Annotated in this window: 19 protein-coding genes; 10 read left to right on the top strand and 9 right to left on the bottom strand. The window is 53.5% G+C overall.

The genetic code is table 11. The annotated features are described in order from the left end of the window. The first annotated feature begins 121 nt into the window (after positions 1 to 121). Together CIK95_RS06105 and CIK95_RS06100 are read left to right on the top strand one after the other, a co-directional pair. Positions 122 to 982, top strand: a complete 861-nt coding sequence (locus tag CIK95_RS06105) for a formylglycine-generating enzyme family protein (RefSeq protein ID WP_094388514.1) — start codon at positions 122 to 124, stop codon at positions 980 to 982. 19 nt (positions 983 to 1001) lie between these two features. Next, positions 1002 to 1352, top strand: a complete 351-nt coding sequence (locus CIK95_RS06100) for a hypothetical protein (RefSeq protein ID WP_094388513.1) — start codon at positions 1002 to 1004, stop codon at positions 1350 to 1352. A 6-nt stretch (positions 1353 to 1358) separates the two neighbouring features. Here the strand turns inward: CIK95_RS06100 and hemW are convergent, their stop codons facing one another. Beyond that, the gene (gene hemW, locus CIK95_RS06095; protein WP_094466543.1) at positions 1359 to 2462 is read right to left on the bottom strand and encodes a radical SAM family heme chaperone HemW; all 1104 of its coding nucleotides are present in this window, start codon (positions 2460 to 2462) and stop codon (positions 1359 to 1361) included. A gap of 161 nt (positions 2463 to 2623) precedes the next feature. Here hemW and CIK95_RS06090 point away from each other — a divergent pair, with 161 nt between their 5' ends. The 3 genes from CIK95_RS06090 to CIK95_RS06080 all read left to right on the top strand — a co-directional run bounded on the left by CIK95_RS06090 (position 2624) and on the right by CIK95_RS06080 (position 7290). After that, positions 2624 to 4786: a translation factor GTPase family protein gene (locus CIK95_RS06090; protein ID WP_094386011.1), complete on the top strand. Its 2163-nt coding sequence runs from the start codon at positions 2624 to 2626 to the stop codon at positions 4784 to 4786. 191 nt (positions 4787 to 4977) lie between these two features. Continuing rightward, positions 4978 to 6537: a sensor histidine kinase KdpD gene (locus CIK95_RS06085; protein ID WP_022310731.1), complete on the top strand. Its 1560-nt coding sequence runs from the start codon at positions 4978 to 4980 to the stop codon at positions 6535 to 6537. A 54-nt stretch (positions 6538 to 6591) separates the two neighbouring features. Further along, entirely contained in the window at positions 6592 to 7290 is a 699-nt protein-coding gene (locus CIK95_RS06080) for a response regulator transcription factor (protein ID WP_022310730.1), read from the top strand. Positions 7291 to 7413: 123 nt separating this feature from the next. Here the strand turns inward: CIK95_RS06080 and aroC are convergent, their stop codons facing one another. Then, entirely contained in the window at positions 7414 to 8487 is a 1074-nt protein-coding gene (gene aroC, locus CIK95_RS06075) for a chorismate synthase (protein ID WP_094466542.1), read from the bottom strand. A gap of 31 nt (positions 8488 to 8518) precedes the next feature. Further along, a complete protein-coding gene (locus CIK95_RS06070; protein WP_094466541.1) occupies positions 8519 to 9169 on the bottom strand; it encodes a peptidylprolyl isomerase in 651 nt (216 codons plus the stop codon). Between the two features lie 126 nt (positions 9170 to 9295). Between CIK95_RS06070 and CIK95_RS06065 the strand changes: the two genes are divergently transcribed. Then, on the top strand, positions 9296 to 11452 hold the full coding sequence (locus tag CIK95_RS06065) for a S8 family serine peptidase (protein ID WP_094466540.1): 2157 nt from the start codon (positions 9296 to 9298) through the stop codon (positions 11450 to 11452). A gap of 77 nt (positions 11453 to 11529) precedes the next feature. Here CIK95_RS06065 and CIK95_RS06060 read toward each other — a convergent pair whose 3' ends face one another. After that, positions 11530 to 11751 (bottom strand): hypothetical protein, encoded by a 222-nt coding sequence (locus CIK95_RS06060; RefSeq protein ID WP_144007756.1) that lies wholly within the window; start codon positions 11749 to 11751, stop codon positions 11530 to 11532. Between the two features lie 153 nt (positions 11752 to 11904). On the opposite strand from CIK95_RS06060, the gene CIK95_RS06055 reads away from it, so the two are divergent. The 4 genes from CIK95_RS06055 (at position 11905) to CIK95_RS06040 (ending at position 15405) form a co-directional block, all read left to right on the top strand. Further along, on the top strand, positions 11905 to 12780 hold the full coding sequence (locus CIK95_RS06055) for a M48 family metallopeptidase (RefSeq protein ID WP_094466538.1): 876 nt from the start codon (positions 11905 to 11907) through the stop codon (positions 12778 to 12780). A 33-nt stretch (positions 12781 to 12813) separates the two neighbouring features. Next, positions 12814 to 13272, top strand: coding sequence for a MaoC family dehydratase (locus CIK95_RS06050; RefSeq protein ID WP_022310725.1), 459 nt, complete (start codon positions 12814 to 12816; stop codon positions 13270 to 13272). Between the two features lie 216 nt (positions 13273 to 13488). Then, a complete protein-coding gene (locus CIK95_RS06045) occupies positions 13489 to 14547 on the top strand; it encodes an OmpA family protein (RefSeq protein WP_094466537.1) in 1059 nt (352 codons plus the stop codon). A 90-nt stretch (positions 14548 to 14637) separates the two neighbouring features. Continuing rightward, on the top strand, positions 14638 to 15405 hold the full coding sequence (locus tag CIK95_RS06040) for an acyl-[acyl-carrier-protein] thioesterase (protein ID WP_094466593.1): 768 nt from the start codon (positions 14638 to 14640) through the stop codon (positions 15403 to 15405). Positions 15406 to 15414: 9 nt separating this feature from the next. On the opposite strand, the gene CIK95_RS06035 is transcribed toward CIK95_RS06040, so the two are convergent. The 5 genes from CIK95_RS06035 to CIK95_RS12815 all read right to left on the bottom strand — a co-directional run bounded on the left by CIK95_RS06035 (position 15415) and on the right by CIK95_RS12815 (position 22730). Next, complete coding sequence (locus CIK95_RS06035; RefSeq protein WP_094466536.1) at positions 15415 to 17316, bottom strand: ATP-dependent DNA helicase RecQ; 1902 nt, start codon at positions 17314 to 17316, stop codon at positions 15415 to 15417. Continuing rightward, on the bottom strand, positions 17303 to 19033 hold the full coding sequence (recJ, locus tag CIK95_RS06030; RefSeq protein ID WP_094466535.1) for a single-stranded-DNA-specific exonuclease RecJ: 1731 nt from the start codon (positions 19031 to 19033) through the stop codon (positions 17303 to 17305). Before recJ ends, CIK95_RS06035 begins: the two co-directional genes overlap by 14 nt. A 152-nt stretch (positions 19034 to 19185) precedes the next feature. Further along, entirely contained in the window at positions 19186 to 20391 is a 1206-nt protein-coding gene (locus tag CIK95_RS06025; protein ID WP_094386027.1) for an aminopeptidase C, read from the bottom strand. Positions 20392 to 20417: 26 nt separating this feature from the next. Beyond that, positions 20418 to 21824: an aminopeptidase P family protein gene (locus tag CIK95_RS06020; protein ID WP_022310719.1), complete on the bottom strand. Its 1407-nt coding sequence runs from the start codon at positions 21822 to 21824 to the stop codon at positions 20418 to 20420. Positions 21825 to 22508: 684 nt separating this feature from the next. After that, positions 22509 to 22730: a hypothetical protein gene (locus CIK95_RS12815; protein ID WP_144007755.1), complete on the bottom strand. Its 222-nt coding sequence runs from the start codon at positions 22728 to 22730 to the stop codon at positions 22509 to 22511. Positions 22731 to 23189 lie beyond the last annotated feature (459 nt).

Here is a 23189-nt window from a genome sequence, read left to right as displayed (position 1 = left end):
GTATTGTTTTTTTTACTATTATGTTGGCGGTTATGAGAAGCATTGTGCAATTATTCCCGAATAATAGACTGCTTCATCATTTTTTTTTGTACTTTTGTCCTCGTCTTTTAATACATATAGGATGAAAACAGTAAGAAGCATGATGGCGATACTGGCACTGGCCGTATCGATAGAAATGGGGGCACAGGGCATTATACGCCCTAAGACCACGCCTGCTCCGAATGTTACGCATACCACACCCTCAAAGTCTAAGACACAGAAGCGTACGGTGCAGACCCGAAAGAGTGGGCCGTCGCGTAAGCAACTGCTGGATCAGGCTGTACATGATATGGTACGCGTAGAGGGCGGCACCTATACAATGGGACTTACCAAGGGTATGCAGGATGCAGTAGGGTGGGCCTCGCCGGCTCATAGAGTTACGGTAAGCTCTTTCTTTATCAGTAAGTATGAGGTGACTCAGGCGCTGTGGCGTGCCGTCATGGGCAGTAACCCTTCGCGGTTTAAGGGCGACAACAGACCTGTGGAGCATGTGAGTTGGGATGACTGCCAGCTGTTTCTGTCGCGCCTCAGAACACTTACCGGCTACAGTTTCCGTCTGCCCACCGAGGCCGAGTGGGAGTATGCCGCACGCGGTGGTAACAGGTCGCGTGGCTATGTGTTCAGCGGTAGTGACAACCTGAATAACGTGGCCTGGTACAAGGGCAATAGCGACATGACCACCCACGATGTGGGAGGCCTGGAACCCAACGAACTGGGGCTGTATGACATGGCAGGCAATGTGTCTGAGTGGTGCAGCGACTTTATGGGCGACTATACCGCCAGTCTGGCCGTTGACCCCAAAGGACCGGCTACGGGCGATTTCCGCGTGGTGCGTGGCAATTACTGGAATGGTGCGCAGATAGGGTGCTATATATGTGCCCGAGGCTCGGCAGTGCCCGATTCGCGCCATACTACGGGGCTGAGGCTTGCACTGTCAGAGTAGCGTTGCAAAAAGATAGATTATGGAAAAAGAATTTGAAGACTTCTGGACCGCTCATAGCAAACAACTCATTGCGCGAGCCCCCAAGCGCTGGCAGGAAGAGCGAACCCATAGCTTGGGGATGAACACTCTGGGCGACTGGCTGCTCTGGATAGTGCCCGTGGGCGTGGTGGTGTGTCTGATGGATTACAAGTTTGTGGCGAGCAGCCTGGTTAACTTCCTTATCTTGCTCGTCATCTGCGTGGTGTGCGTGGTGGTGTGCCAGATGGTGCGTCCCTATGTCACGGGCAAACGCAGCGTGGCCGAAATAGACAAGGAAATCAAGCAATACTACTACGAGCAGTATCGCCGCGACGGAAAGATAGAACTGTAAGGATGGCTATATCCGCATCAGGTCGCTCATGATGCTGTCGGAGAGGTAGATGCCGCTGCGGGTGAGGTGGAGCCGGTCGTCGTCGACAGCCAGCAGGCCGCGGCCGATGTGTGGTCTGGCGGCGTCGAGGGCAAACTGCCGGTCTTCGGGCGAAAGGTGCTCGAGCTGCAGCCCCTCTCGCGTGCGTAGAGCAGTGGTGATAAGGTCGTTGTAGTGGGTCTCGGCATCTATCGTCTCGTATTCGCAGGGGCGAATGCCATCTTCTATCGAGCTGATGTAGTCGTCCAGACTGGCTGTATTCCAACTCCTTGTATTTCCGTCATACGAGTGCGCGGCTGCACCTACGCCTATGTAGGGCGTGTCGTGCCAGTAGCTGCTGTTGTGGCGGCTTCGGAAGCCCGGTAGGGCAAAGTTGCTTATCTCATAGTGTTCATATCCGGCAGCGGTAAGCCGGTCGATAAGCACGTTGTACATGTCGAGCGACAGTTCGTCGCTTATTTCTTTTATCTTCCCTTGTTCCAGATACCGGTAGAGCAGGGTACCCTCTTCATACATCAAGGAGTAGGCCGACAGGTGTTGGGCGCCGAGAGCGAGAGCATGGTCTATGTCGCTCTCCCAGTCGGCCAGAGTCTCGTCGGGAAAACCGAACATGAGGTCTACGCTGATATTGCCGATGTTCAGCCGATGCAGTGTCTCTACAGCCCGTATCACCTCATCGGCAGTGTGGCGTCGGCGAATTAGACGGAGCCTGCTGTCGCTGAAAGTCTGGGCTCCCATACTTACACGGTTTACTTGTGGCGGCAGGCGGAAACCTGTGCGACACACGTCGTCGGGATTACATTCGATGGTGATTTCGGCGGCGTCGCTCACCCTATACCTATTATATATATAGGAGATGAGTCTGTCGAGATTGCCGGCAGAGAGCATGCTGGGCGTACCTCCCCCCAGATAGATGGTATCGATGCTGTCGGCAGAGGCTTGGCGCATGTCAAGTTCGTGGCACACGGCGTCGATATAACTATCTTGCATATCAGCCCGTGTGGTACTGTAAAAGCCACAGTAGGCACAACGCGATGCACAGAAAGGTATGTGAATGTATAAACCAGCCATAATTGGCGCAAAATTACTAATAAGTTGAAAAAAAATGAAGATTTTTGCCGTTTTCTTTTGGTGTTTCTCCTAAAATATATAACTTTAGCATCGATAAGGGCAAGTGTATCGCAACACATGCCATGACTAAGAACATTACTAACAACTTAAATCTTTTTGATATGAGAGTATATCAAACAAATGAAATCAAGAACATCGCGCTGCTTGGCAGTGCGGGTAGCGGCAAGACCACGCTTGCCGAGAGTATGCTTTTTGAAGCTGGAATCATCAAACGTCGTGGTACAGTGGAAGCCAAGAATACGGTGAGCGACTACTTCCCCGTAGAGCAGGAGTATGGCTACTCTGTATTCCCCACAGTATTCCATGTAGAGTGGAACAACAAGAAACTGAATATTATCGACTGCCCCGGTTCCGACGACTTTGTGGGTGGCGCCATTACTGCCCTCAACGTTACTGATCAGGCCGTGATTCTCATCAATGGCCAGTATGGTCCTGAGGTGGGTACACAGAATAACTTCCGTTATACCGAGAAACTCAAGAAGCCCGTTATCTTCCTTGTCAACCAGTTGGATTCAGACAAGTGTGACTTCGACAATATCATCAACAGCATGCATGAAATCTATGGCAGCAAGTGCGTACAGATACAGTACCCCTTGTCTACCGGTCCTGGTTTCAATGCGCTTATCGACGTGCTCCTGATGAAGAAGTACAGCTGGAAGCCCGAGGGTGGTGCACCCATCATCGAGGACATTCCTGCCGAGGAGATGGACAAGGCTCTGGAGCTGCACAAGGCTCTGGTCGAGGCTGCTGCCGAGAACGACGAGTCTCTGATGGAGAAGTTCTTCGAAGAGGAAACCCTCACCGAGGACGAGCTGCGTGAAGGTATCCGCAAGGGTCTGGTAACCCGCTCTATCTTCCCTGTATTCTGCGTATGTGCAGGCAAGGACATGGGCGTTCGCCGACTGATGGAATTCTTGGGCAATGTAGTTCCCTTCGTAAGCGAGATGCCTAAGATGCACAATACCCGTGGTGAAGAGGTTGAGGCCAACGCCGCTGGACCAGAGAGTCTGTATTTCTTCAAGACTGGTATGGAACCCCATATCGGTGAAGTATCTTACTTCAAGGTTATGAGTGGTTCGGTTAAGCCTGGTGACGACCTTACCAATGCCGACCGTGGTTCCAAGGAGCGTCTGGGTACCATCTATGCCTGCGCCGGTGCCAACCGTATCGCTGTAGACCGTCTCGAGGCTGGCGACATTGGCTGTACCGTGAAGCTCAAGGATGTCAAGACTGGCAACACGCTCAACGGCAAGGACTGTGAGTGGCGTTTCGACTTCATCAAGTATCCCAATTCCAAGTATTCGCGTGCTATCCGTACTACCAATGCCCAGGATATGGAGAAACTCATGGTCGCCCTGCTCAAGATGCGTCAGGAAGACCCCACATGGGTGGTAGAACAGAGCAAGGAGCTGCGCCAGACCATCGTTCACGGCCAGGGAGAGTTCCATCTGCGTACGCTGAAGTGGCGCCTGGAAAATAACGAGAAGCTGAGTGTAGTCTTCGATGAGCCCCGCGTGCCTTACCGTGAGACCATCACCAAGAAAGCCAAGGCCGAGTATCGTCACAAGAAGCAGAGTGGTGGTGCCGGACAGTTTGGTGAGGTTCACCTCATTGTCGAGCCTTATGCCGAGGGTATGCCCGATCCTACCGTGTTCAACTTTGGTGGTCAGGAGTTCAAGATGAACATCAAGAGCCGTCAGGAAGTTGATTTGGAGTGGGGCGGCAAGCTCGTATTCCTCAACTCGGTTGTCGGCGGTGCCATCGATACTCGTTTCATGCCCGCTATCCTCAAGGGTATTATGGACTGCATGGAGCGCGGACCTCTTACTGGTAGCTACGCCCGCGATGTACGCGTAATCGTTTATGATGGCAAGATGCACCCGGTTGACTCCAATGAAATCTCATTCACCCTGGCTGCCCGCCACGCTTTCTCTGATGCGTTCAAGAATGCCGGTCCTAAGATTCTGGAGCCTATCTATGACCTCGAGGTTTATGTACCGTCAGACTATATGGGCGATGTGATGAGCGACCTGCAGGGACGTCGTGCCCTCATCATGGGTATGGACTCAGAGGCTGGTTACCAGAAACTTCAGGCCAAGATTCCATTGAAGGAGCTCGCCAACTACTCTATTTCTCTGAGTAGCCTTACTGGCGGACGTGCCTCGTTTACCACCAAGTTCGCCAGCTACGAACTCGTGCCCAATGATGTTCAATCCAAGCTGATTGCCGAGCATGAGGCAGAGCAGAAAGACGATGACGAATAACAGAGTATAAAATCCGAAAATGATGGAGGGAATGGGTAAAGCCATATCCCTCCTTTTTTTTATCCTATCCGTCATCACGATAATTACAAATGCGTAAGTAATCTGTGTATTTATAGTTAATAATGTTAAACTCAGTGTAAATAATTAACCTTTTAATGTTAACGTTTTAAGTATTTACGTATATTTGCATTATGAAAAAGAAAACAATATGGACCATAGCAGTCATCATGGGCGTCAGCTTCCTGATTCTGCTTTTCCTACAGCTCAAGTATATCCAGGAGATGGTGGATATGAAGAAAGAGCAGTTTGACGAGAGTGTCAACCGTTCTCTCTATCAGGCCTCGCGCAATTTGGAGCTTAACGAGACCCTGCGTTATCTTGAGAAAGACGTCAACGAGACTGAGCGTAAGGCCTTCAAGAAGGACTCTGTGGGCACGCGCTCCGGCCATCCCGACGCTACAGTGCAGCAGTCGCATCAGTATGCTGCCGTGGGCAAGGACGGCACTATCTATACCTCGTTCGAGCTCAAGACCATATCATCCAATCCTGCCACCAAGCCCAAGGGAATGATTCTCGAAAACGACAAGGGCAGCATCTCCGAGGCTTCGAGGTCGTTGCAGGAGATTGTCAAGAACCGCTACGTCTATCAGAAGGCGCTGCTCGACGAGGTGGTGGTGTCTATACTCTACTCGGCATCAGACAAACCGCTGAAGGAGCGCATCAACTTCAAGCTGCTCGACCAGGACCTCAAGGCAGAGTTGATGAACAATGGCGTCAACATTGGCTACCATTTCACCGTGTCTACCCAGGACGGTCGCGAGGTCTATCGTTGTCCCGACTATTCCGACGAGGGAGAAGAGTACACCTACACCCAGATACTCTTCCGCAACGACCCGGTCAGCAAGATGGGAGTTGTCAAGCTGCACTTCCCCGATATGAACAGCTACATCTACTCGTCTATCCGCTTCATGATTCCCAGTGTGATCTTCACCGTGGTGCTGCTTATCACCTTTATCTTCACGATAGTCACGATATTCCGCTCGAAGAGATTGTCTGAGATTAAGAATGACTTCATCAACAATATGACCCACGAGCTCAAGACGCCTATCGCCAGCATTTCGCTTGCGGCGCAGATGATGAACGACCAGAGCGTCACCAAGAGCGAGACCATGATGAAGCATCTGTCGGGAGTGGTGCAGGACGAGTCCAAGCGCCTGCGCTTCCTCGTGGAGAAGGTGCTGCAGATGAGTATGTTCGACCGCAAGAAGGCTGTGTTCAAGAAGAAGCACCTCGACCTCAACGAGATGGTCGAGAACATGGCCAACTCGTTTACCCTGCGTGTAGAGCATACCGGCGGAAAAATCTACACCGAGATTGAGGCTGTCGACTCTGCCATCTATGTCGACGAGGTGCACTTCCAGAACGCCCTCTTCAATCTGATGGACAACGCCGTGAAGTATGGCAAGCCCGAGAAGCCGCTCAATATCTATCTGCGCACATGGAACGACGATACCCATCTCTGCTTCTCCGTGCGAGATACCGGCATCGGCATCAAGAAGGAAAACCTGAAGAAGGTGTTTGAGAAGTTCTACCGCGTGCATACCGGCAACGTGCACGATGTCAAGGGCTTCGGTCTGGGACTTGCCTATGTCAAGAAGATTATCGACCTGCATAGCGGCACCATCAAGGTAGAAAGTGAAGTGGGCAAGGGTACCACCTTTACCATCAAGTTGCCAAAGATAGAAGATTAATCAATCACAATTATCAATAGAAACAATATCAATAATCATTTAAACAATACAACTATGGACGAGAAGTTGAAAATTTTGCTTTGCGAAGACGATGAGAATTTGGGAATGTTGCTCCGCGAGTATCTACAGGCCAAAGGTTATCAGGCAGTTCTCTGCCAGGATGGTGAGGTCGGCTACAGAGAGTTTGCCAAGGGCAAGTTCGATATCGCCGTTCTCGACGTGATGATGCCCAAGAAAGACGGATTCACCCTGGCCCAGGAGATTCGTCAGGCCAACACCGAGATTCCTATCATCTTCCTTACCGCCCGTGCCCTCAAGGACGATATCCTCGAAGGTTTCAAGATTGGTGCCGACGACTATATCACCAAGCCATTCTCTATGGAGGAGCTCGTGCTGCGTATAGAGGCCATCCTGCGCCGTGTCCATGGCAAGAAGGCCAAGGATGCTACCGTGTTCCGTATCGGTCGCTTCGTGTTCGATGCCCAGAAGCAGTTGCTCACCATCGGTGAGAAGCAGACCAAACTCACCACCAAGGAGAACGAGCTCCTGGCTCTGCTCTGCGCTCACTCCAACGAGATTCTGCAGCGCGACTTTGCCCTCAAGACCATCTGGATTGACGACAACTACTTCAATGCCCGCTCGATGGATGTGTATATCACCAAGCTGCGTAAGCATCTGAAAGACGATGACCAGATTGAGATTATCAACATCCACGGCAAGGGCTACAAGCTCATCGTTCCCGATGCCGATTAAGGCTTGACGCGTAATACATAGAAAAAGGTTCTTCTGCTTGCCATTGGCAAAGACAGAAGAACCTTTTTTCGTATCTTTATGAGTCATGCTGGGCGTCACGTCTGCCGTGTTCCGCCCGCTTTCCTACAGGTGTGTGGTCTTGTTGACCAGATAGCTGTCGAGTATCACCATGGCAGCCATAGCCTCCACCACCGGCACGGCGCGTGGCAGCACGCATGGGTCGTGTCGACCTTTGACCTCCAGCTGCGTAGCATTGCCGTCTGTGTCTATTGTGGCTTGCGGTCGGAGCAGTGTTGCCACAGGCTTGAACGCCACACGGAAACAGATGTCTTCGCCATTGCTTATGCCGCCCTGTATGCCTCCGCTGTGGTTGGTAAGCGTCACGTGGCTGCCGTCGGGGTCAAAGAGGTCGTTCACCTCGCTGCCTCTGTGTGAGGCCATGTCAAAGCCGTCTCCATATTCAAAACCTTTGACGGCATTGATGCTCAGCATCGCACTGCCCAGTTGGGCGTGCAGTTTGCCGAACTCTGGTTCGCCCAGCCCGGCAGGACATCCCTCGACCACACAGGTAATGACGCCGCCGATGGTGTCGCCGTCGCTCTTCACCTGCATGATGAGCTCTTCCATCTGTGCCGCTTTGTCGGCATCCGGACATCTCACGTCGTTGTCGTCAGTGCGTCTGAGGTCGTATCGGTGATAGTCGCGGTCCAGCGCTATCCCTCCTACCTGCGAGGTATATGCCGTGATGCTCACCCCTATCTGCTTGAGCGCCAGCATAGCCAGCGCGCCACCCACACAGCGGCTTATCGTGACCCGCGCCGACGAGCGTCCGCCCCCACGATGGTCGCGTATGCCATACTTATTATAATAGGTATAGTCGGCATGCGAGGGTCTGAACACACGGCGCATATTGTCATAGTCATGCGAGTGCTGGTTGGTATTGCGCACGATGAATCCGATGGGCGCACCTGTCGATTTGCCCTCAAATACACCACTGAGTATCTCTACCCGGTCGCTCTCGTTGCGCTGCGTCGTAAGCCGGCTCTGACCCGGACGACGACGGTCCAACTGGTGTTGCACGAAGTCCATGTCGATGTCTATCCCAGCCGGAAAACCGTCGATGACACCGCCTATCGCTTCACCATGGCTCTCGCCGAAGGTGGTGAGGCGCAGTATGTTTCCTATTGTGTTGCTCATGTTGTGGGTGGTTTTGTTGCCTATTGGCCTATTAGTGGTTGTGGTGTCCGCCTCCGCAGTGGCCCTCGCCTCCGCAGTGACCTTCTCCGCCACAGTGACCCTCACCGTCGCAGTGGCCGTCGCCGCAACCGCCGTCACCACAGTGACCGCCGCAGCCGCCTCCGCAGTGTCCGCCACATCCGCCTTCACCGCTCAGCATGCGTGCCATCTGCTCTATCTCGGCATTGGTGGCAGGACGCGACTCGTGGATGGTGCCCTTGAAGTTGAGCGTCATACCAGCCAGTGGGTGGTTGAGGTCTATGCGCACCTTGTCGCTGCCGATGCTTACCACGCGTCCGAGGAAACGGTTGCCGTCCTCGTTCTGCAGCGGAATGATGGCTTCGGGGTAGATGTTCTTGCTGTCAAACTTGCCGTCGACGCTGAATATCTGCTTGTCCAGTTCCACTACGCGTGTGTCTACATGCTCGCCATAAGCTCTGTCGGGAGAGAGCACGAAGTCGAAGTCGGCACCCTCTGCCAGACCCACGAGATTGCTTTCAAAGTCCTCGAGAGTGGTTCCGAAACCGCTGAGAAACACAAATGGTTTGTCTTTAGCTGTCTCTTCTATCAGTTCCTGCTTGTTGTCGGTGATATCATAGAGCTTGTAGGCCACGCTGATATACTTGTAATCCTTTTGTTCCATTATTATTTAAGTATTATTGTTTGCTGTTCATGCAAAGGTACTAAAAAAACAGGGGTTACGGGGCTTTCTCCTTGATTTTTTTGACTTTGGCTTGCGTGGCTCGTTTATTTTCATTTATTTTGCAATATGAAGCGAACCGTATTTATGTTTTTGCTATGGGTCATGGTGACGGCTGTCTATGCCCAGCGTCCCGATTTTACCAAGATGTCTGCCATGGTGCGCTCGCTGGCTCTCGACGCCTCTTCGTCGGCAGCCCGCGTGCAGGGCGTGGGTGGCCATGCGGCCTCGTGGCTTTGCGCCTTTGTCGAGATTGACGGCGACGGAGCCGCTGTGCTCGACTCCTGTGGCGGCGAGTCGCTTGCCCGCTTTGGCAACATCCACATCGCCCGCATCCCCGTGGGCAGCATCGCGCGGCTGTCTTCGCTTCCTAAGGTCAAGCGCATCGAGGCCAACCGTTCCCACCGCGCCACCCTCGATACGATGGCGGTCATACTCCGTGCCGACAAGGCCTACCGTGCAGAGTCTTTGCCCCAGGCTTTTACCGGCAAAGGCGTAGTGGTAGGTGTCCAGGACATAGGCTTCGACTATACCCATCCCACCTTTCTCGATACCCTCAGCCACCGCTGCCGCATCAGCTCGGTGTGGGACATGCTCGCTGCCGACGACGGGACTATGCCCGTGGGCGCCACCTATCACGGCGACGATGTGCTGGCTTGCCGACATTCGGCCGACGGCAACGACCAGACCCACGGCACCCACACCACGGGCATCGCTGCCGGCAATGGCTACCGCTCGGCCTACCGCGGCGTGGCCTACGAGAGCGACATCTGCCTTGTGGCCAACGCCACGGGCGACAATGCCTCGATGATTCCTCCCGAGCGGCTCAATCTCTACACCTATGCCCTCGATGCGCTCGGGTTCAAGTATCTCTTCGACTATGCTGCCGAGCGCGACATGCCCTGTGTGGCGTCCTTCAGCGAAGGCTCGGGCCAGGACTTCCGTGGCGACGACCGTCTCTATTACCAGGTGCTCGATTCGCTCGTTGGCCCTGGTCGTATACTCGTGGCTTCGGCGGGTAACGACGGCCTGGTCAAGACCTACTTCCACAAACCGGCGTCGCTGCAGAGCGAGGGGTCGTTCTTGCGGTCAGAGGGCGACCGTGTGTCGTTCATGGTTCGTGGCAACCGGAGTTTCGAGGTGCGCCTGGTGTCCTACGGCGACACCCGCGACACGCTGCTCATCTCCTCGCGTCAGGTGGCTGCCGACACGCTGCGCCTCGAGCAGTGGTGCGGCATGAGCGTCATGGCATGCGCCTATCCGTCGGCCTACGAGGCTGCCGACACGGTGATGGATGTCTCTCTACGCCAGACCGACGGGCGCCTGCTGTCGGTCGAGATTGTGGGCGAGGGCACCGACGCCAGTTTCTACAAGAGCCGTGGCACCCTCATCACCAATCCCGCCAACCCCAGCCTCGCTGCCGGCGAGTATAGCCATAGCATCGGTTCGCCCGCCAGCTCGCCGGCAGCCATCTGCGTGGGCTCTACCGCCTATCGCCAGGACATTTACACCTACCTCGGCGCCCATCGCGTCTACGACATGGGGCACGACGGCGAGCGCACCCGCACCTCGTCGATAGGCCCCACGGTCGACGAGCGCATCAAGCCCGATGTGATGGCTCCCGGCACCAACATCGTCTCCTCGTACAGCAGCTACTATCTCGAGCACCATCCCTCGGCGTGGGATATCGTCAACTCAGACAAGGAACACTTTGACTTTGACGGCCGTACTTATGCCTGGAACTACAATTCGGGCACGTCTATGTCTACCCCCGCTGCCGCTGGCGCCATCGCCCTGTGGCTCCAGGCTTGTCCTACGCTTACCCCCGACCAGGTGCGCGAGCTCATTGCCGCCACCTCCCGTCGCCACGACCCGTCGCTCGACTATCCCAACAACTATTATGGCTATGGCGAGATAGATGTCTATGCCGGATTGCTCCGCCTGCTCGGCTTTACAGCCATCCCCGATGTGTCGCAGCGTCAGGCCCAGGGCGTGGCGATACGGCCCGTGGACGATGGGGTAGAGTTGAGGTTCGACTCTGCTCCCAGCCACACCTTTGTGGTCAATGTCTATGGGGTCGACGGCCGCCGCGTGGCTTCCCACAGACTCGCGCCCGAGGGCTGCAGCTATCACATCTCGCTGGCTGGCGCTCCCCGAGGCGTCTATGCCGTCCAGGTCAATACCGGCTCCCGGGCTACGACGGGTTCCCAGCTCATCAGACACTAAATCATCATTTTTGGGTATTGCACATAGCGTCAGAAAGCAGTACCTTTGCAACTGGATGAAAGTTTGATCGTAACCACTTAGATCATGATGTTTTGTATAATTGTAGAGAGGAGAGGCGTGACAGTGGTCATGCACTCTCCTCTAATCTTTTTCCCCCTTTCTCCCTTCATCCCATTCCTGCCCGTGGCCGTAGAATAATTGGTTTCAGACTTTGCAACCATCGTTTCCTGCCCTGCAATCATTGTTTCCAACCTCGCAATACTTAATTCCCGCCCCGCCTTCAACCTCTCTGCCATCATTGCGGTTTTGTGGCGTGTGGCGTAGCGCGCGCTTGTTTGCGCCAGCTTGCCATACCAGCCCCGAGGGCGCATGTGGGAGCCAAAAAAGTGGCATTTTGTTTGGCATATTCGTTCTAAATGGTTACTTTTGCGCCAGTATAAGAAAGGAATTTTATGAAACAGCTTAAAGTGATGCTGCTGGTATGGGTTGTGGCCCTCTTGGCAGCATGCGGCACCACGCGCACGGTGCCCATTACCGGTCGCAAGCAGAGTCTGATGGTGTCCAATCAGGAGATAATGAGCCTGAGCAACAAGGAGTACAGCCAGTACATGCAGTCGGCCAAGAAATCGACCAATGCCGCCAATACCGAGATGGTAGTAAGGGTAGGCAAGAAACTGGCTACTGCCGTAGAAAACTACTTGAGAAACAACGGCATGGCTGCCGAAGTGAGTGAATACAGCTGGGAGTTCAACCTGGTGCAGGACAAGAGCGCCAACGCGTTCTGTCTGCCTGGTGGCAAGATAGTGGTCTTCGAGGGACTGCTGCCCTACACCAAAAACGAGAATGGACTTGCCATCGTGCTGGGTCACGAGATAGCCCACGCCGTGGGCAAGCACAGCGCCGAGCAAATCTCCAAGCAGATCAAGCAGCAGTATGGCACCCAATTGCTCAGCAGCGTGCTCAATGCTGCCACCGGCACCAATGTGGGCAGTTATGCCGCCGTGCTGGCTCAGCAGGGTCTGAAGCTGCGCAATCTGAAGTACAGCCGCGACCATGAGACCGAGGCCGACCACATGGGACTTATCTTTGCGGCTATGGCCGGCTACAACCCGCAGGAAGCCATCACCTTCTGGCAGCGCATGTCGGGCGGCAAAGGCAATCAGGACGATTTCCTGTCAGACCACCCTTCCGACGCAAAGCGTATAGCCGCGCTGCAGCGCGATATGCCCGAGGCGCTCAGATACTATGAGGCCAGCAAGCCCAAGACTCTGAGAATCTCTACGTCGACCACGACAAAGACCACCACCACTACCAAGCGCAGGAAGTAATACACATTATTAATATATAATAACGACAAGACTATGTTGGAAATTAATTCTTATGAAGAGTTTGCCGCTCACTTGGGCGAGGAAATTGGTACCTCTGAGTGGCTTACCGTCGACCAGGACCGCATCAATCAGTTTGCCGATGCCACCCTCGACCACCAGTGGATACATGTAGACGTAGAGCGCGCCAAGGCCGAGAGCCCCTACAAGAGCACCATCGTGCATGGTTATCTTACCCTCTCGCTGTTGCCCTACTTCTGGAACCAGATTATCAAGGTCAACAACCTGAAGATGCTCGTCAACTATGGCATGGACAAGATGCGTTTCGGTCAGGCTGTGCCCGTGGGCAGCCGTCTGCGTATGGTGACCAAGCTGCACGAGATAGCCAACCTGCGCGGTATCTGCAAGGCCAGCATCGCCTTTAAGATTGAAATCGAAGGCCAGCGCAAGCCCGCACTTGAGGGCATCGCCACCTTCCTCTACTACTTCAACTGATAACGAAGCGGCAGTCAACAGGAGTTCCCCATCCGTCATCACGAGCGGAAGGGGAACTCTTTTTGGTTCAATAAGTCGTGTGAATTGGGTTGTTTATTACTTTTTTGGGTCTTCTCATGTCGATTTTCGGGAAAACTGTTTGCAGCCATTCACTTTTTTTATATCTTTGCTATCTCGACCAATAACAACAGTATAAATCTAAAATAAGACGTAACAATGAAAAAGCTGGTTTTAATGTTCGCAGCCGCACTGCTGGCAGTTTCAGCATCGGCTCAGACAGTCTCGGAAAGCAAGTCTTCTGATAATTTCTATCTCGGTGTCAACGGTGGAGTCATCACCGCCACCCATCCATCGACCATGGGGGCAGCCAACCATTGCTGGCTTCGTGATATCACTCCCAATGCCGGTCTGCGCTTGGGCCGCTGGTTTACTCCCGTATTCGGTTTGGCTCTTGAGGGGAATGCCTATTTCAAGAACCTGCATCATGGTAATCTCCAGGGTACGCTCGTCAACAGCATGAACACCTCGCTGCTGGCTACCATCAATCTGAGCAACTGGGCTGGTGGCTACAAGGGTGAGCCTCGCTGCTTTGAGCTTATCCCGGTAATGGGTCTGGGATGGGGACACACCTTCGGTTCGCCCACCAAGGACTGGAAAGCCGACGTGTTGACCTCCAAGTTTGGCGTGGACTTCGCCTTCAACTTCGGAGCCAACAAGGAATGGCAGTTCTATGTTGAGCCGTCTATCAACTGGGCTCTCAATGGCAATGGCTACCAGGGCGTGGCTTACAATGTCAACAAGTCTGGCTTCCAGCTCAATGTAGGATTCAACTACAAGTTCAGAAACTCCAATGGTACCCACAACTTCGCTCTTGCCCAGCTGCGCGACCAGGCCGAGGTCGATGCACTCAATGCTCAGATTAACGACTTGCGCGGCGAACTTGCCAAGAAACCTAAGGAGGTGGTCAAGGAAGTGGTGAAAACACAGGAAGTACAGGTGGGCAACCTCGTGTTTGTGACCTTCGCACAGGGCAAGCAGAACCTCACCGATGAGGCCAAGGAAGCCCTCAACACCATAGCCGAAGGCAAGCACGTGCAGGTAGTAGGTACTGCTTCGCCCGAGGGCTCCAAGGCGTTCAACAAGAGACTCTCGCAGGGTCGTGCCGATGTCGTGGCCGACTATCTCAGAGCCCGCGGCGTCATCGTCGACGAGGCTACCGGCAAGGGTGTGCAGGGAGTTGCCTCCAATCGCCTGGCTATCGTATATATCAAGTGACAGTTTGACTGCGCCGATAATAAAAAAGTCTCTGGTATCGTTGGGTACCAGAGATTTTTTCGTTAATTTTGTTGTGTAAAACGTATGAATATGGAACAGACCAAAATAGCAAAATACAAGTTCTTGGCAGAGCCCTTCCACTGTGATTACTCCAATCATCTCTTCATGGGACACCTGGGTAATCATCTGCTCAATGCTGCCGACTTCCATTCCACAGAGCGTGGCTTTGGTATGAATTATCTTATGCCGCGCCACAAGACATGGGTGCTGTCGCGACTGGTGATAGAGATGGACGAGATGCCCTCCTCGTATGACGACTTCTATGTAGAAACTTGGGTCGAGAGTGCCATGCGCTACTTCACCTCGCGCAACTATGCCATCTCTGCCGCCGACGGCCACATGCTTGGCTATGGTCGCAGCGTGTGGGCGATGATTGATACCCAGAGCCGTCAGCCCACCGACATCTTCAGTATCCACGATGGTGCCATCAACAACTATATAGACAAAGACTATCCCTGTCCTATCGCCAGCCCGTCGCGGGTAAAGATGGGTGATGAGGCAGTGAAGGTGATGGAACTCAAGACACGCTATAATGATGTCGATATCAATGGCCATATCAACAGCGTCAAGTATATCGAACATGTGCTCGACCTGTTTCCCGTCGATTGGTACAAGTCTCATTTCCTGAAACGCTTTGAGATAGCCTATGTGGCTGAAGCCCATGGCGGCGATGTCCTGACTTTCTATCAGGAGCAAACTGCCGACGGCGCTTACCGCATACGCATCACCAAGCGCGCCGACGATGATGCCACAGAGACCGAGGTGGCTCGCGGCAAGGCTGTGTTTATAGAAAAATAATGAGGGGAGTCAATCCTTGTTGAGGCAGATTTGACAGCCGTTGACAAGGATTATCTCTTCAGACACCAGTTCGGATAAAACCTGTTCGAACTGTTTTTTAGGAATCTGCAGATCACGCAGAATAGTAATGTGATGGGGCTCTCCGTCGGCCAGTTGCTGCAGGATAAGCTCGCGAGCTGTCTTCTCCTGTTGCTTGGTGACGCGTCCGTAGTGGTCTGCACACACATCGCAACGGTGGCAATCGTTCTTGTTTTCTTCCCCGAAATAAGCCATAAGCTGCCGGCTGCGGCAAGTCTCATCGTTCTCGATATAGGCTATCATTGCCTCGATACGCTCGATGTAATTCTCCTTTCTTTCCTCGTATACCTCTCTGGGCAGGGCCACCTGCTCTGGGTCCACGCGGTCGGTAAGGTAGGTGATGTAGGGCATCTTGCGCTGTGGGATGAAGTGTACGATATGCCGCTGCGAGAGCATCTTGAGTATGGTGTAGACCTGCTCGTGCTCGAGTCCGCTCTGCAGGGCTATCAGCGACAGGTCGATATAGGCATAGTCGGTGAAGAGTCCGCCGTAGCAGCGCAGCAGCGCCGTGATGACCTTCTCTTCCATGGGCGTGCCCTCGTGCAGACGGTATAGCTCGTCGCGATGAAGCAGAAACATGATGCGGGCACGGGCGTCGGGATCGGTCTCGTAGATGATGTAGCCGGCGCGCTGCAGGATGCGCAGGGCGGCATCGGTCTGGATGGGGTAGTGGTGGTAGATGTGGCAGAACTTGTCTATCTCGAAGGCACCGGTAAATCCCTTGCCGCTCTCTATGCCTATCTGGAAGTAATAGGCCAGATGCTCGTAGACACTGCTTATGAACTCCTTCTCAGGGAAATTGTCGGCGATGCGCTTCTTCAGCTTCACCTTGTCGCTCGTGTCGTAGAGCAGCACGGCATAGGCACGCTGGCCGTCGCGTCCGGCACGTCCGGCTTCCTGGAAGTAGGCTTCGATGGAGTCGGGACAGTCGTAGTGGATGACCAGACGCACATCGGGCTTGTCGATGCCCATGCCAAAGGCGTTGGTAGCCACTATCACCCGCCGTTCGTCGTCCTGCCATTGCTGCTGGTTGCGGTCCTTGATGGCGGGGTCGAGTCCGGCATGGAAGTGGTTGGCACTGATGCCGGCGTCGGTGAGCATCTTGGCTATCTCCTTGGTGCGCTTGCGGCTGCGCACATAGACGATGGCACAGCCCTGCACGGCTCTGAGGATATGCAGCAGCTCGTGGTCTTTGTCGGTGGTGTTGCGCACGATGTAGCCCAAGTTCTTGCGCTCAAAGCTCATGCTGAACACGTTGTGTTCCTTGAACCCCAACTTGTCTTGGATGTCTATCACCACCTTGGGCGTGGCGGTGGCTGTGAGCGCGAGGATAGGTACATTGGGCTTGATGCTGCGTATGTCGGTAATACGCAGGTAACTGGGACGGAAGTCATAGCCCCATTGGCTGATGCAATGGGCTTCGTCGACGGTGATAAAACTAACGTTGATGTGCTTTAACTTGGTAAGAAAAAGCTCGGAAGAAAGACGCTCGGGCGATACGTAGAGTATCTTGGTGGAACCGAAGATGCAGTTCTCGAGCGTCACGATGATTTCCTGTCTGGACATGCCCGAGAAGATGGCGGCCGAACTGATGCCACGCTTCTGCAGGTGCATCACCTGGTCCTTCATCAGGGATATAAGTGGGGTGATGACGATACAGACTCCATCCTGGGCCAAGGCAGGCACCTGGAAGGTGATGGACTTGCCGCCACCGGTGGGCATCAGGCCCAAGGTATCTTTGCCCGAGCCGATGCTTTCGATGATGGACTCCTGTATTCCTCTAAAAGATGTATAGCCCCAGTATTCTCTCAGTATGTCGTCATACCTTTTCATCCTCAGCAGGGCGTATGTCTTCTATCTGTAACTGGATGGCGTTGTGCTTGAAGACATTGTCCTCAAGCGTATAAGCGATGTCAAAGCTGCGCTTTGACTTGATGTAACGTGCCGATGCGCTCTGGCCGAAGGCTATGCCCTTGACCACATTGCTCGACTTGGAGTCGACCAGCTCGAGCTTGATATGTTCCTGCTCGCGGCCCACGACCTTGCTGGTGCCATAGTCGTAGACATTGAGGGTGCAGAAGAGGGGCTTGGGGTTGCCTGGGCCAAAGGGTGAGAATTTCTTCAGGTCGTTGTGCAGGCGCTTGGTGATATCCTTGAAGTCGATGACAGAGTCTATCTTCAGGTTGGCTTCGGTCTGCTCGGGCAGGATGTGGTCGTCTACATACTGCTGGAACGCCATGCGGAATTCCTTGATGCAATCCCATTTCAGCGTAAGGCCCGTGGCATAGGTGTGGCCACCGAAGTTGACCAGCAGATGGCGGCAACTCTTGATGGCAGAATAGATGTCAAAGCCGGTGACGCTGCGGGCAGAGCCGGTGGCATAGTCGCCGTCGCGGGTAAGCACCACGGTGGGACGGAAGTAGATTTCCGTAAGTCGTGAGGCAACGATGCCGATGACGCCTTTCTTCCAGTTCTCGTCGTAGAGCACGATGCTTGACTGGTGCTTTTGGTTCTCCAAGCGGGCCACAATCTGGTTGGCTTCCTCGGTCATCTGCTTGTCTATATCCTTACGTTGCTCGTTGTATTCGTTGATGTGCTTGGCCATGCGCAGAGCCATGCCAAGGTCTTTTTCTACAAGCAAGTCCACACTTTCGCGGCCGTTCTCCATGCGTCCAGAGGCGTTGATACGCGGGCCAATCTTGAAGATGATGTCGCTCATCGATAGCTCGCGGTTGTTGAGTCCGCAGATGTCGATGATGGCTTTGAGTCCTACGCTGGGGTTCTGGTTGAGCTGCTTCAGACCGTGGAAGGCGAGGATGCGGTTCTCGTCGACTACGGGCACGATATCGGCAGCGATGCTTACGGCACAAAGGTCGAGTAGGGGGATGAGGCGTGAGAAGGGGATGCCGTTGTTCTTGGCAAAGGCTTGCATAAACTTGAAGCCTACGCCGCATCCACACAGGTCTTTGAAGGGATAGGGGTCGTCCTCACGCTTGGGGTTGAGGATGGCCACGGCATCGGGCAGCTTCTCGTCGGGCACATGATGGTCGCAGATGATGAAGTCGATGCCCTGCTCTTTGGCATAGGCTATCTCGTCGATGGCTTTGATGCCACAGTCGAGGATGATAATGAGCTTCACGCCCTGCTCCTTGGCATAGTCTATACCTTTCTTGCTTACGCCATAGCCTTCGTCATAGCGGTCGGGGATATAGTATTCGATGTTGGAATAAAACTGCAACAGAAACTTATAGACCAACGCTACGGCTGTACACCCATCTACATCGTAATCGCCATACACGAGAATACGCTCCTTGCGGCCCATGGCATCGTTGAGCCTGTCTACGGCGATGTCCATGTCCTTCATCAGGAACGGATTGATGAGGTCGGCAAGCTGGGGGCGGAAGAATCGCTTGGCTGCCGACTCGGTGGTAATGCCACGCCTAATCAGCAGCAGGGTGAGAATGGGGCTCATGTTGAGCTTCTCACCCAATTCCTTAGCAGCCTGTTCCTCTTCGGGTGTAGGATACTTGTAATTCCACTTAAAGTGCATTATATCGTTCTTTTATTATCAATAGAATGGGGGCCAAGTCTGGTATAGACCTTATTTGAGCCCAAAGTTACAAAATAAATACAAAAAAACGGCAGTTTCTCATCTAAAAATTTATGAGAAGCTGCCGTTTATGTATTTATGTGCTATGGTTCTTAGATGCCCATTTTCTTACGTATATCCTTGGGGATGGCATTCTTGTTGACCATAAAGTCCATGGTGTTGGCCACGATGTAGTTCTTGGTCATGTACCAGATACCCTTGTATTCGCCGGACTCGCCCCATGAGTTCTTTACCATATAGTACTCCTTGCCGTTCTGGTCCTTGGCGATACCGAAGATGAGCATACCGTGGTCGTCGGTCAGCTCCCAGTTGTCAAAACGCTGCTGGCGCTGCTCCTGTGTAGGCACAAGCTCGGGCACGTTTACACCGAGAGAGTCGATGAGGTTGGTCTTCTTGGCCTTGGGCAGCTTGAGCCAGTGTGCCATATCGCTGCCTGCGAGGCTTTCCATCTTCTTGGTGTCATAGAAGTAAGCCAGACCCTGACGGGTGAAGCCCTCTTCCGATACGTCACCACCCCATGCTACGGTGTAGCCGTTCATGATGGCGTTTTCGATGATGCGGGCCATGTCGTCGATAGGCACGTTCCATGACTGTGGGTTGCGCCAGTTGTCCTGCACCTCAACGGCAAACTGTGTCCAGAAGGGGTGGTGGGTATAGCTGGTTACGGTCACGTAGTTGTTCCAGTCGAGACCCAGGCTGGCAGCAAAAGTCTTGGGAGTATAGTTCTTGCCTTCGTAAGTGAAGTTCTCAGGACACTTGCCGAGGTAGGCATCGAGGATGCCCTGCAGACCCACCTTCCACTGGTTCGACAGTTTCTTGCTGTTGCTGGTAGCAATGGCCTTGACATAGGGAGACAGCACGGTGAAGAACTCGTTGAAGTTGTTCAGTGAGTCGCCATACAGACTGCCGGGGAAAGGCATGATGCCCTGGGGAATGATACCATAGTTCTGGATGCAGTACAAGGGGTCGTAAGCCGAACCGCCCTGAGCAAACTGGCAGTCACCATGCAGACGTACTACCTGAATAGCACGGTCCATATAGGTCTTGTTGGTCACGAAGCTCTCTTCCAGGTCATAGACCTTGCCGGTAGCCTTGAGGATTTCGGCCTCAAAGTAACTCAGGGTAGAGTAGTTCCAGCACGTACCCGAACGGTTCTGGTCCTTGATACTTGTAATCTTATTCTCCTTGACTACAGTGAATACGGGCTTGTTGGGATTTACCTTCTCAGCCTTCTTCTCCTGTGCGTTTGCGCCCAAAGCCACCATAGCCATGAGCGCCATCATCATGATTTTTTTCATTTCTCGTTGTTTTATGATTCTGTTGATTATTGTTTGTTTTCAGCCATATATGCTTCTACATCCTTGGGATGATAGGGGATGCGCTCGTTGCCCAAGAAGCGGGCTCCGTCGGCAGTGATGAGCAGGTCGTCTTCGATGCGGATGCCACCAAAGTCCTTGTAGGTCTCCAGCTTGTCAAAGCAGAGGAAGTCCTTGCAGTGTCCCTTGGCGCGCCATTCGTCGATGAGGGCGGGGATGAAGTAGATGCCAGGCTCGTCGGTCACTACAAATCCTTCCTGCAGACGGCGTCCCATGCGCAGACAGTTGGTGCCAAACTGCTCGAGGTTGGGGCGGGTCTCCTCGTCAAATCCTACGTTCACCTGGTCCAGGTTCTCCATGTCGTGTACATCCATACCCATCATGTGGCCCAGTCCGTGGGGCAGGAACATGGCGTGGGCACCCTGGCGCACAGCCTCTTCGGTGTCGCCCTTGGCAAGCCCCAGTTCCTTCAGACGGTCAAAGATGAGGCGGCATACGGAGAAGTGTACGTCGGCATACTTCACACCGGGGCGTGCCACCTCGAGGGCATGGTCGTGGGCTGCTTCTACGATAGAGTATATCTCCAGCTGTCGCTGGCTGAACTTGCCGTTCACGGGGTAGGTACGGGTATGGTCTGAGCAGTAGTTGTTGATGGTCTCGGCACCAGCGTCACAGAGCACGAGGCGGCCGCTTTCCAGCTCAGCCATAGAGGGATTGCCGTGCATGATCTCGCCGTGTTGCGAGAAGATGGTGGGGAAGCTGACCATGGCGCCATACGAGTGGGCGATGCCGTCCACCTGACCGCCGATATACTTCTCGGTCAGTCCCGGACGAGTCAGTCTCATGGCGGTGGTGTGCATCTTATAGCCTATCACCGAGGCGCGCTCCAGCTCTTCTATCTCCTGCTGTTCCTTGGTAGAACGCATCTTCACCACAGCCTTAATCAGCTCCATCGATGCCGATTCCTTCTGCTGGTTGGGATGTATGCCTATCAGGTCAAACAGCTGCAGCTTGATATCATATCTGTAGGGAGGCAGGAAGTGGATGGGGCGCTTCTGGCTCAGTGCAGCGTTGCAGATGGTCTTGAGTTCTTTCATCGGAGCCCAGTGTTCCACGCCCACCTGTGCAGCCATGTCGGCCACGGTGTCTACCGAGCCATACCACACGATGTCTTCTATGTCAATGTCGTTGCCTATCAGCGTTTCCTTGTCTTCGTCCAGGTCTATCACGCCCACCAGGCCGTCGCGCTGCTGACCGAAATAATATAAGAATGTGGAGTCTTGACGGAAGGGGTAATACCCGTTGTTGGGGAAGTTGGCTGGCGAGTCGTTGTTACCAAACAGGATGATGATACCACTCTTGACCAAGCGTTTCAGCTCAGCCCTACGACGGATATATGTTTCTTTACTAAACATTGTATTATGTGTTATTTGTTGTCCTATAATCCATATCATTCAGGCGGCTATCCGCCTATGAATTACAAAGTTAATGATAATGCGCAACGTAACCAAACAAAAACGGGGAAAAATCACTTTTGCTATATATATAATAAGGTATATGGGGGAAACCACCAACAGACGCCCCTCCCCGCAAGCAGCAGCAACTCCTACAGAGTTGCCAAAGATGCGTACCTACAGCACGTTATAATGTCCTAACCCACAGCAAGATAGGACTCCCGCCCCTTGGGGAGGGCCAGGGGAGGGGCTTCTCCCCGCAAGCAGCAGCAACTCTGACGGAGTTGCGTTTCTCCAGCCCAGGGTTGCGGGCATAGCGCGCTACCCTGGGTAGCTGGCCCCACTAATCTTGCAACTCTGTAGGAGTTGCGTTTAGCCGAAGGCGTTACTTGTCGTGTGTGTTTCCACAATCCTTGAATATACCATCACAATAATCTACAAAAAGATTTGTGCCTTTTCAGGGCTTTGCCCTATTGCGCCCGTGTGTGTCGGATAATATCTCGAGAGCAGACTCTCGGATATTCCCCGCCACACCCATCCGCGCCTGCCTGATGGCAGGCTGAAAAGTCACAAATAACAAAAAGCCGCCGTTGGCGGTAAAAAAAGTCCGGCTAACGCCGGTACAAAAAATGATTACCATATTTTTTATCGGCAGGAGTCAAACAGATGGAATAACACAAGCAGCTGTTTTTTTACCGCCAACGGCGGCCTTTTTTTACGGCCAACGGCCGCTTTTTGAACCATGCCGGCTGTTGTCGTCATGCAAAGCATGGCGTTGGGGATGGTGGCGACGACAAGGAGGAAAACTCGTTTTCTGACTGGCGTCACCGCCAACCTCAAAAAGGCGAAGCCGACAACAGCCGCCATGGCTTTTTGTATTTATATCAACCTATTACAGAAGGAGTAAATAATGGATTAACCCCGGAATTGGCCTCCCCGCAAGCAGCAGCAACTCTGACGGAGTTGCGTTTCCCCAGCCCAGGGTTGCGGGCGAAGCACGCTACCCTGGGTAAGCGCCCCCACTAATATAGCTACTCTGTAAGAGTTGCGCTTAGCCGTAGGCGTTACCCGCACCAGGACGATAGGCAAAAATGGGTAGGGAAATATTATCAGATTGAGTATAACGCCTTTGGCTAAGCGCAATACTTACAGCATTGCTACACCTTATTATATATACCCAGGGTAGAGGCGCTGCGCACCTCAACCCTGGGCTATGAAATCGCAACTCCTACAGAGTTGCCAAAGATGCGTACCTACAGCAAGTTATAATATCCTAACCCACAGCAAGATAGGACTCCCGCCCCTTGGGGAGGGCCTGGGGAGGGG

Source organism: Prevotella sp. P5-108, assembly GCF_002251385.1.
GTDB lineage: Bacteria > Bacteroidota > Bacteroidia > Bacteroidales > Bacteroidaceae > Prevotella.
Note: the sequence above shows the minus strand (reverse complement) of the source record. Positions and strands in the feature narration are given on the sequence as shown.